Origin of the sequence: Kitasatospora sp. NPDC101157 (assembly GCF_044768255.1) — a bacterium.
Taxonomy (GTDB): domain Bacteria; phylum Actinomycetota; class Actinomycetes; order Streptomycetales; family Streptomycetaceae; genus Kitasatospora.
Genome location: NZ_JBIWPL010000001.1, coordinates 511888 through 524187, shown reverse-complemented (window position 1 = coordinate 524187; position 12300 = coordinate 511888). Strand labels below are relative to the sequence as shown.

Genomic DNA, 12300 nt, shown 5'->3' with positions numbered 1-12300 from the left:
GTCAACCCGACGTTCGGGATTCACCCGGCACACCGCCCTCTTCACCCCCTCGGGGGACGGAAAGAGGGCGGTTCCCGTTTGGGGGCCGCATACGGCAGTATCGGAAAATGGAACGCCTGTTGAACCCGCGAGACGTCAGGGGCCTCCCGAAGGCCCACCTGCACCTGCACTTCACCGGCTCGATGCGGCCCGCCACCCTGCTGGAGCTGGCCGACAAGCACGGCGTCCGGCTGCCGGAGGCCCTCAGCTCCGGCGAGCCGCCCAAACTGCGGGCCACGGACGAACGCGGCTGGTTCCGCTTCCAGCGCCTGTACGACACCGCCCGCTCGGTGCTCCGCGACGAGTCGGACATCCGCCGGCTGGTCCTGGAGACCGCGGAGGACGAGCGGCGGGACGGCTCCCGCTGGCTGGAGATCCAGGTCGACCCGACCTCCTACGCGCCCCGGCTGGGCGGACTGATCCCCGCACTGGAGCTGATCCTGGACGCGGTGGAGCACGCCGCCGCGGCCACCGGGGTGGGCATCCGGGTGCTGGTCGCGGCCAACCGGATGAAGTCCCCGATGGACGCCCGGACGCTGGCCCGGCTCGCCGTCCGCTACGCCGACCGCGGCGTGGTCGGCTTCGGCCTCTCCAACGACGAGCGCCGCGGCCTGGCCCGGGACTTCGACCGGGCCTTCGAGATCGCCCGCAAGGGCGGGCTGCTGGCCGCCCCGCACGGCGGCGAGCTGGCCGGCCCGGAGTCCGTCCGGGACTGCCTGGACGACCTGGGGGCGGGCCGGATCGGCCACGGCGTCCGGGCCGCCGAGGACCCGCGGCTGATGGCCCGGCTGGCGGACCGCCAGATCACCTGCGAGGTCTGCCCCGCCTCCAACGTCTCGCTCGGCGTCTACGAGCACCCCGAGGAGGTGCCGCTGCGCCGGCTGTTCGACGCCGGGGTGCCGCTGGCGCTCGGCGCCGACGACCCGCTGCTGTTCGGCAGCCGGCTCGCCGCCCAGTACGACCTGGCCCGGGACGCCCTGGGCTTCAGCGACGCCGAACTCGCCGAACTGGCACGGCAGTCGGTGCGCGGCTCGTGCGCGCCGGAGGACGTCCGCAAGGAACTGCTGGCGGACATCGACGCCTGGTTGGTGGACGGGCACGCCCCTACAGCTTGACGCCCACCATCACCGGCTCGTTCACCAGCTCCACCCCGAAGGCCTCGCGGACCCCGTCCCGGATCTCCCGGGCCAGGGCCAGCAGGTCCTCGGCGGTGGCCGAGCCGCGGTTGGTGAGCGCCAGGGTGTGCTTGGTGGAGAGCGTCGCCGGGCCGTCGCCGTAGCCCTTGCCGAAGCCCGCCCGGTCGATCAGCCAGGCCGCCGAGGTCTTGGTGCACCCCTCCGGGGCCGGGTAGGCGGGGGCGTTCTCGGTGCCAGGGCGGGTACGGAAGGACTCGTACTGCGCCGCCGTGAGCACCGGGTTGGTGAAGAAGGAGCCGGCCGACCAGGTGTCGTGGTCCGCCGGGTCCAGCACCATCCCCTTGCCGGCCCGCAGTCCCAGCACCGCCTCGTACGCCTCGACCAGCGGCACCGGCTCGCCCTGCTCGACGCCGAAGTGCCTGGCCACCTCGGCGTACTTGACCGGGGTGGAGAGCCCGGCGCGGTCCGCCAGGGCGAAGCGCACCCGCAGCACCACGTAGCGGTCCGGCTCGGCCTTGAAGCGGCTGTGCCGGTAGGAGAACGCGCACTCGGCGTTCGTGAGGGTGACCACCTCGCCGGCCGCGCGGTCGTACGCGACCACCTCGGTGACGGTCTGGGCCACCTCCTGGCCGTACGCGCCGACGTTCTGCACCGGGGTCGCGCCGGCCGAGCCGGGGATGCCGGCCAGGAACTCGATCCCGGCCAGGCCGTGCTCGCGCACCGCGCGGGTGACCGCCTCCGACCAGACCTCGCCGGCCGCCAGCTCCAGCACCGTGCCGTCCAGGGCGAAGCCGGTGGTGGCGATCCGCAGCACGGTGCCGGGGAAGCCGGCGTCGCCGATCACCAGGTTGGAGCCGCCGCCGAGGACCAGCAGGGGCTCGCCCGCCGCGTCCGCCTCGCGGACGGCGGCGATCACCTCGTCGTCGGTGTGGGCGGTCACCAGGCGGCGGGCCGGGCCGCCGAGCCGCAGCGTGGTCAGCGGGGCGAGGGGGGCGTCGTTTTCTACCAGCACGCCCACCAGCGTAAGGGGACGGGGGCGGCCGCCCGGCCGCCCCCGGTGGACCGCCCCCGGCGCTCAGGCCTTCGAGGCCTCTGCCGGGACCGGCTGCCCCTCCTCGACCGCCGCGGACCGCTCGATCACCGCGGCCTGCCCGGCCTGCCCGGCGGGGACGGCCCCGGACGCCTTCGTCCGGCGCGGCAGCACCAGCGCGCAGACCGCGCCCGCCAGCACCAGAGCGGCGCCGACGTACAGCGCGGGCACCATCGCGTGGACGAAGGTCCCCGCCGAACCGTCGCCGCCGCGCGCCGAGAACACCGCCGACAGCACGGCCACCCCGAGCGCGCCGCCGACCTCGCGCAGCGCGTTGTTGGCACCGGAGGCGATGCCCTGCTCCTCGGGCCGGACGCTGTCCATCACCATGGCGGCGGTCGGCGCGAAGTACATCGCCATCCCGACGCCGCACATCACCACGGCGGGCACCACCGGGGAGTACTCGTAGTACCCGAGCCCGTCGTTGATCGCCGCGTACAGCGCCAGGCCGACGCCCTGGAGCGTCAGTCCGACGAGCACGATCGGACGGCCGCCGAAGCGGTCGGCCAGGATGCCGGCGACCGGCGCGACGATCAGCCCCACCCCGGTCCACGGGAGCATCCGGATACCGGCCTCCTGCGGGGTGTAGCCGCCCACGGTCTGGAGGTGCTGGCTGATCAGGAAGATCGAGCCGAACATCCCGAGGAACATCAGCAGGCCGGAGGCGTTGACGGCGGCGAAGGTCCTGTTGCGGAACAGCCGCATCGGCAGCATCGGGTGCCTGGCGCCGCGCTGCTCGTACCGCACGAAGGCGGTCAGCAGCACCAGGCCGCCGGCCAGCGCGGCCAGCACCAGCGGGCTGGTCCAGCCGTCCGGGTTGCCGCGGATCAGTCCGAGCACGACGCCGAACAGGCCGAGGCTCACCAGCACCGTGCCGACCGCGTCCAGGGCCGGGCCGGCCCCGTGGCTCTCGCGCAGCCGCAGGGCGGCCAGCGGCACCAGGGCGACGCCGACCGGGACGTTCACCCAGAAGATCCACTGCCAGGAGAAGTGCTCGGTCAGGGCGCCGCCGATCAGCGGGCCGGCCGCGATGGCGAGGCCGTTGACCCCGGCCCAGATGCCGAAGGCCATCCCCCGCTTGACCGCCGGTATCGCGGCGGTCAGCAGGGTGAGGGTGAGCGGCATCGACACCGCGGCGCCGACGCCCTGGAGGGCGCGGGCGGCGATCAGCGCGCCGATGCCGGGCGAGAGCGCGGCCGCGGCGGAGCCGGCGGTGAAGAGGCTGAGGCCGACCAGGAACATCCGGCGGCGGCCGAACCGGTCGCCGAGCGCCGCGCCGAACATCAGCAGCACGGCGAAGGACAGGGTGTAGGCGCTGACCGTCCACTCCAGGTCGGACAGTCCGCCGCCGAGCTCCTCGCGGATGGACGGCAGCGCGGTGGTGACGACCAGGTTGTCCAGGGCCGCCATGAAGCCGGCCAGGCTGGTGATCACCAGGGTCCAGACGCCGGTGCGTCCGAGGCCCGGTCTCCCGGTCGCGAGCTCCGCCGCGTTCTTCGTCGTGATCTCCGTCATGACTCCACTTCCCCCAGAGTTTCCCAGATAGTTATTGATCACTAACTTTCGAGCCCCGAAAAAAGGGCCGCGCGGCCCCCGCCGCACGGCCCCCGCCGCGCGACCCACTACTCCTCGCGCTCGCCGAAGCCGTCCCAGATGCGGTGCTCCCGGGGGAAACCCAGCGCCACCAGGGTGTTGATCAGCATCCCGTAGGCGAAGAACTCCGTGGTGCCCTGGACGTCACCACCGACCCGCTCCCGGACCCGCTCGAACAGGTCCCCCCACAGCTGCCGGGCCATCGCCCCGATCTCGTCCTCACCGGCCATCCGGGAGGCGAACACCGAGACGTAGAGCTGCATCTGCATCATGAGCTGCTCGCGGTCCTCGACCAGGCCCATGTACGCCTCGGACATCGCCGCGGCGGCCTCCTCCCCGGTCAGCCCGACGGACGCCTCGTCGAAGACCCGCCAGGTCTCCTCGATGCAGCGCTCGGCGGCGGCCGTGAAGATCGCCCGCTTGCCCGGGAACAGCCGGAACAGGTACGGCTGCGAGACGCCCACCCGGCGGGCGATCGCCTCGGTGGAGGTGCCCCGGTAGCCGTGCCTGGCGAACTCGATCACCGCGGCCCGGACCACGCTCTCGCGCCGTTCCTCCGCACTCATCCGCATGCTCGTCTTCGCCACGGAAGCCAAGTTAGTGACCAATCACTATCCCTGCAAGCCCGAAAAAACCGCCCCGGAGCCCGTCGAGCGGGCCCCGGGGCGGCTGACCTCGGAGAACGGCCCGGGAAGAGGCCGAGGGGTTCGAGGCCTCAGGCGAGCCGGACGACCGCCTTGGACATCCCGAGCACCTTCTGCCCGCCGGAAGTGGCCAGCAGGTCGATCTGCACCTTGCGGTCGTCCAGCTTCTTGGCGACCTTGGCCGAGACCTCGATCACCGCGCCGACGCCGTCGTTGGGCACCGGCACCGGCCGGGTGAAGCGGACGCCGTACTCGACCACCGCGGCCGGGTCGCCGACCCAGTCGGTGACCACCCGGATCGCCTCGGCCATGGTGAACATGCCGTGCGCGATGACGTCCGGCAGGCCGACCTCCAGCGCGAACTTCTCGTTCCAGTGGATCGGGTTGAAGTCGCCGGAGGCGCCCGCGTAGCGCACCAGTGTGGCGCGGGTCACCGGGAAGGACTGCGCCGGCAGCTGGGTTCCGACCTCGACCTCGTCGTAGTTGATCGCCATCGCGCTCACTCCCCCGCCTCGTCGGCGGCCCGGGCCACCAGCGTCATGATCGCCGTCACCACGTGCTCGCCGGTCTCGTCCGCCACCTCACCGCGCACGGTGAGCACGTCGTTGCCCGCCAGCGACTTGATGTTGTCGATGGTGACCGCGACCGTCAGCCGGTCGCCGGCCCGCACCGGGCGGGTGTACCGGAACTTCTGGTCCCCGTGCACCACCCGGCTGTAGTCGAGGCCCAGCTCCGGGTCCTCGACGACCTGGCCGGCCGCCTGGAAGGCGATCGCGAACGGGAAGGTCGGCGGGGCGATCACGTCCTGGTGGCCCAGCGCCTTCGCGGCCTCCGCGTCGGTGTACGCCGGATTGGCGTCGCCGATCGCGATCGCGAACTCGCGGATCTTCTCCCGGCCGACCTCGTAAGGATCGGTGGGCGGGTAACTACGCCCGATGAAGGACGGGTCGAGCGCCATGGCAGCTCCTCGGAACGCGGATGGAAACGCGGACGGGTACGAAAAAAGACTCCGGGCCGCACCCCCTGTTGAGGGATACGGCCCGGAGTCGAAGACCTGAATTCACACAGGCCCGGCGCCCTGCGACAGGGTCAGCGGGTCTCGCGGTGCGCGGTGTGCGAGTTGCAGCGGGGGCAGTGCTTCTTCATCTCAAGACGGTCCGGGTCGTTACGCCGGTTCTTCTTGGTGATGTAGTTCCGCTCCTTGCACTCCACGCAGGCCAGCGTGATCTTCGGGCGGACGTCGGTGGCAGCCACGGGAGTGCCTTCCTTGGACAACGAATAAGAACACAACAAGAGTAGCCGACCGGGAGTGCGATCTCCCGACCGACTACGCGGGGTAGCGGTGACCGGACTTGAACCGGTGACACAGCGATTATGAGCCGCTTGCTCTACCAACTGAGCTACACCGCCACAGTGATCAGCAGCACAGCCGAAGCTGACTGCCTTTCACCAGAGCCCCCATGCGGAATCGAACCGCAGACCTTCTCCTTACCATGGAGACGCTCTACCGACTGAGCTATAGGGGCGAACGAGGAAGAGATTACACGTTCCGCGCCCAGAGGTGAAATCCGTATCCCGGGGCGAAGACCGCAGGTCGGCGAGGTGCACGGACGACCGATCCAAGGCCGGGCGTTCGATCGCCCCACGAGCCGCGCGCCCCGAGCCGATACGACTATTGCCCGCCTCCCGGCGGCCCGCCCCCGTGCGCCATAGGCTCGACGCTCATTGGCCAGGGCACGAGAAGGAGCCGTCGATGGACAGCGCAGCCGCCGACGGGCCGCACTCCGGGCCCGGCCCGGCGGCCAACCCGCTCGGGCACGGCCCGGTCCTGCTCCTCACCGGGGCCCGGCTGGCCGACGGGCGGGTGGTGGACGTCCGGATCAGTGGAGACCGCATCCAGGCGGTCGGCACCGTCGGCAGTCTCGGCCCGCTGCCCGCCCTGCCCGGCACCCCCACCGTCACCACCGGCGCCCGGATCGACCTCCGGGGCTACCTGCTGCTCCCCGCCCCCGCCGAGGCGCACGCCCACTACGACACCGCCTTCTCCGCCGCCCTGCCCACCCCGCCGCCGGACACCCCCGCCGACCTCACCCGCCGGGTCACCGAGGCCGCGCTCACCTCGCTCGGCTACGGCGCCACCGCCCAGCGCACCCACGTACGGATCGGCGACGTGCACGGGCTGGGCCGCCTGGAGGCGGTGCTCACCGCCCGCCAGGCACTGCGGGGGCTGGCCGAGCTCCAGGCGGTGGCGATGCCCCGCCTGCTCACCGGCCGGGCCGGCGCGGACGGGCGCGCCCAGCTGCGCGAGGCCCTCAAACTGGGCGCGACGGCGGCCGGCGGCTGCCCGGAACTGGACCCGGACCCGGCCGGGTACGTGCAGCTGCTGCTGGAGGCCGCCCGGGAGGCGGACTGCCCGGTGGACCTCCACACCACCGCCGCGGACGCGGCCCAACTCGCCCGACTGGCGAGCGCCGTGGCACCGCTGCGACCGCGGGTGACGCTCGGCCCGTGCGGGGCGCTGGCCCGCGGCGCGTCCACCGTGCTGGCGACCAGCGGGGTGCGGGTGGTCTGGCTGCCGCAGAACGGCGGCTGCACCGGGCTGGAGGGCCGGCCGTCCGGTCTGCGTCCGGGACTGGTGGGGGAGTTGGCCGCGGCCCGGGTGCCGCTGGCGGCGGGCAGCGGCGCCCTGCGGGACCAGTCCAACCCGGTCGGCCGGGCCGACCCGCTGGAGTCCGCCTATCTGCTGGCGGCGGGCGGGGAGTTGGAGCCGGAGGCGGCGTACGACGCGGTGGCGAACCAGGCCCGGGCGGCGCTCGGGCTCCCTCCCGTCCGGGTGGACGCCGGATTCCCGGCGGAGCTGCTGGCGGTGCGCGGGGACAGCCTCGCCGGGGCGCTCGCGGGCGGGCACAGCCGGCTGGTGGTGCACAGCGGCCGGGTGGTCAGCCGGACCAGCGCGGTCCGGGAGTTCGCGGACACGGTGGCGCTGGCGCTGCCCCGGCAGTGCGGCGGCACTGACTGCTGAACGTGTGGGCCGAAGGGAGCGCGGGCCGAAGGGGCGCAGGTTAGAGGCGCGCAGGCCAGAGGGGCGCGCGCCTTGCGTCGCACGCCCCTCCCCCACCTGCTGGCCGTCCTCGGGGACGGCGGCCGGAGCGGTCCCGGACTTCCCCCACACGGAGCGGGAACCGCTCGTTCCGGCACCGACCCTATGACCGCGGACCACCGCAGCCGACCGGCCTTGACACTCTCCTGTCGCTCAACGAGCCCCTCTTGACGGTCCGTTGACACACCACGGGCGCTACGGCAGGTAGCGGTAGCCGATCCCCGGCTCGGTGATCAGGTGGCGCGGGCGGGCCGGGTCGCGCTCCAGTTTGCGGCGCAGCCCCGCCAGGTAGACCCGCAGGTAGTTGCCGCGCGCCTCCTGGGCCCGGCCCCCACACCTCGCGCAGGATCTGCCGCCCGGGCACCAGTCGGCCGGGGTTGGCGAGCAGCAGACCGAGGATCCACCACTCGGTCGGGGTGGGCCGTACCGGGCCGCCCGGGCCGAGCACCGTGGTGGCCGCGAGGTCGACGGTGTGGTCGCCGATCACCGGCCGTTCCGCCGGGACCCCGCCCAGCGGCCGGCGCAGTACCGCCCTTAGCCGGGCCAGCAGTTCCTCCATCAGGAACGGCTTGGTGAGGTAGTCGTCGGCGCCCGCGTCGAGAGCGCCGATCTTGTCCGTGGCGCCCGAGCGGCCGGAGAGCACGATGATCGGCATCGGGCCGCGGGTGCGCAGTCCGCGCAGCACCTCCATGCCGTCGAGGTCGGGCAGGCCGAGGTCGAGCAGGACGGCGTCCGGGGCGGAGTGCGTCGCCCGGTCGAGCGCCTCCCCGCCGCTGGCGGCGGTGCGGACGGCGTACTGACGGGCGCTGAGGTTGATCCGCAGGGCGCGCAGGATGGCCGGTTCGTCGTCGACGATCAGGATCTCGCTCATTGCGGTGGCTCCTCCCCGGTGACGAAGTGCTCGGCGGCGAAGTGTTCGGCGGCGAGTGCTCGACGGCGGGCTGTTCGGCGGCGGACTGTTCGGCGGCGAAGTGCTCAGTGGCCGCGTGCTCGGCGGCCTGCCCGGCGGCCGCGGGCAGGGTGAGCAGCATGGTGGTGCCGCCGCCGGGGGTGTCCTCGACCTCCAGGCTGCCGCCCATGGTCTCGACGAGGCCGCGGGAGTGGGCGAGGCCGAGGCCGACCCCGGTGGTGCTGTCGGTGTCGCCGAGGCGCTGGAGGGGCAGGAAGACCCGGTCACTTCTGCTCGCTGATCGCCTTGTTGAGCAGGACGACGTTGACGCCCTCGTCGCCGAGGAAGCCGAGCGAGCGGCCCTCGGTGTACGTGCCGATCAGCTGGTTCAGCGTGTCGGCCGGGGTGTTTGACGGGGCCTTGACGGGATTGGCTGGTGGGACGACGAACGGCGCAGGACGGCAGCTCGCCGTCCGGGACCGTACGCGGTCCTCCCCCCTCGTTTCCTCCACCGCTACATCCGCATCCGCAGGCGGCAGACCACCGCGTCGGTGTGCCGGCGCAGGGCGCGGTCGATCACGGCGCCGCCCCGGTTCTGCAGCGCGCGCTGCCACCAGTGGGCCGGCTCGACCTCGGGGATGAGCACGGTGAGCCGGTCGTAGGCGCGCTCCTCGCCGAGCCGGTTGACGAACGCGGCGATCGGCGGGCCGAGCCGCCGGTGGTCCTCCGGGATCTCCACCAGCGGCACCCCGGGCTGCCACAGCTCCCAGTCCCGGCGCAGCGCCTCCGCGTCGGCCGGGTCGTGGACCACGGTGACCGCCATGACCTCGTCGCCGAGCGAGAGGGCCGCCGACAGGCCGTCCCGGGTGAGCCGGGTGATCGCCGTCACCGGGACCACCACCAGGCTGCGCCGGCGGCTCACCGCGCCCGGCACCCGGCCGAGTTCCAGGCGTTCGCCGATCCGCCCGTAGCTGCGGTGGATCGCCTCGAACAGCACCACCAGCAGCGGCAGGGCCACCACGATGCCCCAGGCGCCCTCGGTGAACTTGGTGCCGGTGACGACCACGGTGGCGACGCCCGTCAGCAGTGCGCCGAAGCCGTTCAGCGCGGCCTTGCGCCGCCAGCCGTCCGGGCGGTGCAGGTGCCAGTGCCGGACCATCCCGACCTGGCAGATCGTGAAGCCGACGAACACCCCGATCGAGAACAACGGCACCAGGCTGTTGACGTCGCCGCCGGAGCCGGCCAGCAGAGCGGCCGAGACCGCGGCCAGGAACAGCACGCCGTAGCGGTAGACCTGGCGGTCGGCGCGCAGCGCGAAGACGTGCGGGAGGTGGTTGTCCCGGGCGAGCAGGTCCATCAGCACCGGCAGGCCGCCGAAGGAGGTGTTGGCGGCCAGGCCGAGCAGGACGACGGTGGCGAACTGGACGACGTAGAAGCCGGTGCCGTGGCCGAGCGAGGCGTCGGCGAGCTGGGCCAGCACGGTGACGCCGTCGACCGGCTGGAGGTGGAAGCGGCCGATCAGCACGGCCAGGCCGATCAGCATCACGCCGAGCAGGGCGCCCAGCGCGACCTCGGTGTGCTGCGCCCGCTTCACCCGCGGGGTCCGGAAGGAGGGGACGGCGTTGGCCACCGCCTCGACGCCGGTCAGCGCCGAGCAGCCGGCCGCGAAGGACTTGAGCAGCAGCAGCGCGCCGACCGCGGTGGCGTTCTCGGCGAGCACCGAGGCGTGGCCGGCGGCGGCCTCGGTACTGACCGGGCCGTCCCGGAACAGACCGACCACGATGATCGCCAGGATCGAGAGCACGAACACGGCCGTCGGCACCATGAACCAGCGGGCCGACTCGGCTATCCCCCGCAGGTTCACCGCGGTGACGAGCGCGAGTACGCCCAGGCAGAGCCAGACCCGGTCGCCGTACAGACCTGGGAGCGCGGAGGTCAGCGCCGCCACGCCGGCGGTCACCGAGACCGCCACGTTCAGGACGTAGTCGATCACCAGCGAGGCGGCCGCGGTCAGCGCCGTCCGACGGCCCAGGTGCGCCTTGGCGACCGCGTAGGAGCCACCGCCGTCCGGGAACGCCGCGATCACCTGCCGGTAGGACGCCACCAGCACCGCCAGCAGCACGGCGATCGCCACCGTGACCGGCAGCGTGAACCCCAGCCCGTACGATCCGGCCGCGGCCAGCACCAGCACGATCGACTCCGGCCCGTACGCCACCGAGGCCATCGCGTCCAGCGAGAGCGCCGCCAGTCCGCCCATCGCGGTGAGCCGGTGCCGCTCGTCACCCGCCCCGGTATCCGGCGGTTCGTCGGCCGTCACGGCCGGGGTGGAAGTGGCGCTGGACATCGGACGGGACCTCCGCAGTCGGTAGTTGCACCGAATCCTGCGGTCCGCGCGCCCGCGCGCCAGCCGTCCCCTACGCGTTCCTGACGCCGCCGCCTGGGGCCTTGACGCGTCCTTGACGGGGGCCGTACGGCGGGAGGAGCTGTTGGCGGGGGTGGGGGAGCCGTTGTCCCGGCGGGCGCCGGTTGGGAAGACGATCAGCTCGAAGGACTCCCACCCCCGGGCCCCACTCTGCTGCCTCACCACAGTAATTGCAAGCTATGCGCAATAACTGCCGACGCGGCCCTGCTGCGCTTCGGCTCCGCCCCGCCGGTCCCCGACGGCCCCTGGTAACGCTGAGCGATCGGCCCTCCCAGCGTCGGCGCTCACTGGCCGGCTGAAGCGCTGGGTCACACCGATCCTGGTCCGCCCCTGGTCCGGAACCGCTGGTCAGGACTGGGATCCGGGCGGAACGAGGTGAGACAAACCACGCAAAACAACCATCCGGCGTGACCGGCGTTCGAGCACAACGAAACAGCCCCTGATCTGCGTTTCCGCAGATCAGGGGCTGTTTCCTATCCTGTGGCTGGTGCAGGGTTCGAACCTGCGTAGCTTTCGCGACAGATTTACAGTCTGCTCCCTTTGGCCGCTCGGGCAACCAGCCAGGATCTTCGTCTCGCCGGGCTCTCGCCCCGTTCGACTTGGTAAACCATACCTGATCCCGGGGGGTGCTCCGCCACTCGATAGGTCACGCGATGATCAAGGACCGCGGCGCGGCTGTCACGGGCGGGGCCGGGGTGGCGCTGGATAGGCTGGGGCGGCGGGCGCCCGGTGGGGCGGGCCGCGTCAGTGAAGCCAGAGCATCAAGGAGACCAACACCCATGGCCGACTCCAGTTTCGACATCGTCTCGAAGGTCGAGTGGCAGGAGGTCGACAACGCGATCAACCAGACCTCCCGTGAGATCGCCACCCGCTTCGACTTCAAGGGCGTGGGCGGCGAGATCAAGCGCTCGGGCGAGAAGATCGAGATGAAGGCCAACGGCGAGGAGCGCGTGCGGGCCATCCTGGACGTGCTGCAGACGAAGTTCGTCAAGCGCGGCCTCTCGCTGAAGGCCCTGGACGCCGCCGAGCCGCAGCTGTCCGGCAAGGAGTACAAGATCTTCGCGGACATCAAGGAGGGCATCACCACGGAGGATGCCAAGAAGGTCGCGAAGATCATCCGGGATGAGGGTCCGAAGGGCGTCAAGGCGCAGGTCCAGGGCGACGAGCTGCGCGTCAGCTCCAAGAGCCGCGACGACCTCCAGACCGTCCAGGCCCTGCTCAAGGGCAAGGACCTGGACTTCGCGATCCAGTTCGTGAACTACCGCTAGTCGACCCGTCGCGCCCCCCCCCCCGGGGGGGGGGCGGCCCGGCCCCCCGCCCCGGGTGTTTGTGGGGGGGCCCGTAGGGTAGGGGGGGGGGGGGAGCCCGGGGGTGGCCCGGGGGGGGC

The 12300-nt window shown here is 72.6% G+C and carries 11 protein-coding genes, 3 tRNA genes and 2 pseudogenes; 3 read left to right on the top strand and 13 right to left on the bottom strand.

Going from position 1 to position 12300, the window contains the following annotated elements:
- The first annotated feature begins 107 nt into the window (after positions 1–107).
- Positions 108–1154 carry an adenosine deaminase gene (locus ACIRVF_RS02380; RefSeq protein WP_402812510.1) on the top strand — a complete coding sequence of 349 codons (1047 nt, stop codon included), beginning with the start codon at positions 108–110 and terminating at the stop codon, positions 1152–1154.
- Here the strand turns inward: ACIRVF_RS02380 and ACIRVF_RS02375 are convergent.
- The 8 genes from ACIRVF_RS02375 to ACIRVF_RS02340 form a co-directional block, all read right to left on the bottom strand.
- Positions 1144–2187, bottom strand: a complete 1044-nt coding sequence (locus tag ACIRVF_RS02375; protein WP_402812507.1) for a UDP-N-acetylmuramate dehydrogenase — start codon at positions 2185–2187, stop codon at positions 1144–1146. The genes ACIRVF_RS02380 and ACIRVF_RS02375 overlap by 11 nt on opposite strands.
- 63 nt (positions 2188–2250) lie before the next feature.
- Positions 2251–3780: an MFS transporter gene (locus tag ACIRVF_RS02370; protein WP_402812505.1), complete on the bottom strand. Its 1530-nt coding sequence runs from the start codon at positions 3778–3780 to the stop codon at positions 2251–2253.
- Between the two features lie 107 nt (positions 3781–3887).
- Positions 3888–4424: a TetR/AcrR family transcriptional regulator gene (locus tag ACIRVF_RS02365; protein ID WP_402812971.1), complete on the bottom strand. Its 537-nt coding sequence runs from the start codon at positions 4422–4424 to the stop codon at positions 3888–3890.
- 149 nt (positions 4425–4573) lie between these two features.
- Positions 4574–4996: a MaoC family dehydratase gene (locus tag ACIRVF_RS02360; protein ID WP_402812502.1), complete on the bottom strand. Its 423-nt coding sequence runs from the start codon at positions 4994–4996 to the stop codon at positions 4574–4576.
- Positions 4997–5001: 5 nt separating this feature from the next.
- Positions 5002–5460: a MaoC family dehydratase N-terminal domain-containing protein gene (locus ACIRVF_RS02355; protein ID WP_402812500.1), complete on the bottom strand. Its 459-nt coding sequence runs from the start codon at positions 5458–5460 to the stop codon at positions 5002–5004.
- Between the two features lie 131 nt (positions 5461–5591).
- Positions 5592–5756, bottom strand: coding sequence for a 50S ribosomal protein L33 (gene rpmG / locus ACIRVF_RS02350; RefSeq protein WP_006604855.1), 165 nt, complete (start codon positions 5754–5756; stop codon positions 5592–5594).
- An 83-nt stretch (positions 5757–5839) separates the two neighbouring features.
- Positions 5840–5912: transfer RNA gene (locus ACIRVF_RS02345), tRNA-Met, on the bottom strand.
- Positions 5913–5955: 43 nt separating this feature from the next.
- Positions 5956–6028 (bottom strand) — tRNA-Thr (locus ACIRVF_RS02340).
- A 227-nt stretch (positions 6029–6255) separates the two neighbouring features.
- Here ACIRVF_RS02340 and ACIRVF_RS02335 point away from each other — a divergent pair.
- Positions 6256–7524 carry a hydrolase gene (locus tag ACIRVF_RS02335; RefSeq protein WP_402812497.1) on the top strand — a complete coding sequence of 423 codons (1269 nt, stop codon included), beginning with the start codon at positions 6256–6258 and terminating at the stop codon, positions 7522–7524.
- Between the two features lie 273 nt (positions 7525–7797).
- Here ACIRVF_RS02335 and ACIRVF_RS02330 read toward each other — a convergent pair.
- The 5 genes and pseudogenes from ACIRVF_RS02330 to ACIRVF_RS02310 form a co-directional block, all read right to left on the bottom strand.
- Positions 7798–8473, bottom strand: a pseudogene (locus tag ACIRVF_RS02330) (response regulator).
- 136 nt (positions 8474–8609) lie between these two features.
- Positions 8610–8777, bottom strand: a pseudogene (locus ACIRVF_RS02325) (ATP-binding protein); the annotation flags it as partial.
- Positions 8776–9003: a potassium-transporting ATPase subunit C gene (locus ACIRVF_RS02320; RefSeq protein WP_402812494.1), complete on the bottom strand. Its 228-nt coding sequence runs from the start codon at positions 9001–9003 to the stop codon at positions 8776–8778. The pseudogene ACIRVF_RS02325 and the gene ACIRVF_RS02320, both read right to left, overlap by 2 nt.
- Before the next feature lie 2 nt (positions 9004–9005).
- On the bottom strand, positions 9006–10835 hold the full coding sequence (locus tag ACIRVF_RS02315; protein ID WP_402812491.1) for an APC family permease: 1830 nt from the start codon (positions 10833–10835) through the stop codon (positions 9006–9008).
- Between the two features lie 559 nt (positions 10836–11394).
- Positions 11395–11475 (bottom strand) — tRNA-Tyr (locus tag ACIRVF_RS02310).
- Positions 11476–11692: 217 nt separating this feature from the next.
- Between ACIRVF_RS02310 and ACIRVF_RS02305 the strand changes: the two genes are divergently transcribed.
- Positions 11693–12181: a YajQ family cyclic di-GMP-binding protein gene (locus ACIRVF_RS02305; RefSeq protein WP_402812488.1), complete on the top strand. Its 489-nt coding sequence runs from the start codon at positions 11693–11695 to the stop codon at positions 12179–12181.
- The last annotated feature ends 119 nt before the right edge of the window (positions 12182–12300 follow it).

What these genes read in the sequence shown, in the direction of transcription:
- ACIRVF_RS02380 (WP_402812510.1), top strand. Translation starts at nt 108, where the DNA reads ATGGAACGCCTGTTGAACCCGCGAGACGTCAGGGGCCTCCCGAAGGCC.
- ACIRVF_RS02370 (WP_402812505.1), bottom strand. Translation starts at nt 3,780, where the DNA reads ATGACGGAGATCACGACGAAGAACGCGGCGGAGCTCGCGACCGGGAGA.
- ACIRVF_RS02365 (WP_402812971.1), bottom strand. Translation starts at nt 4,424, where the DNA reads ATGAGTGCGGAGGAACGGCGCGAGAGCGTGGTCCGGGCCGCGGTGATC.
- ACIRVF_RS02360 (WP_402812502.1), bottom strand. Translation starts at nt 4,996, where the DNA reads ATGGCGATCAACTACGACGAGGTCGAGGTCGGAACCCAGCTGCCGGCG.
- ACIRVF_RS02355 (WP_402812500.1), bottom strand. Translation starts at nt 5,460, where the DNA reads ATGGCGCTCGACCCGTCCTTCATCGGGCGTAGTTACCCGCCCACCGAT.
- ACIRVF_RS02335 (WP_402812497.1), top strand. Translation starts at nt 6,256, where the DNA reads ATGGACAGCGCAGCCGCCGACGGGCCGCACTCCGGGCCCGGCCCGGCG.
- ACIRVF_RS02315 (WP_402812491.1), bottom strand. Translation starts at nt 10,835, where the DNA reads ATGTCCAGCGCCACTTCCACCCCGGCCGTGACGGCCGACGAACCGCCG.
- ACIRVF_RS02305 (WP_402812488.1), top strand. Translation starts at nt 11,693, where the DNA reads ATGGCCGACTCCAGTTTCGACATCGTCTCGAAGGTCGAGTGGCAGGAG.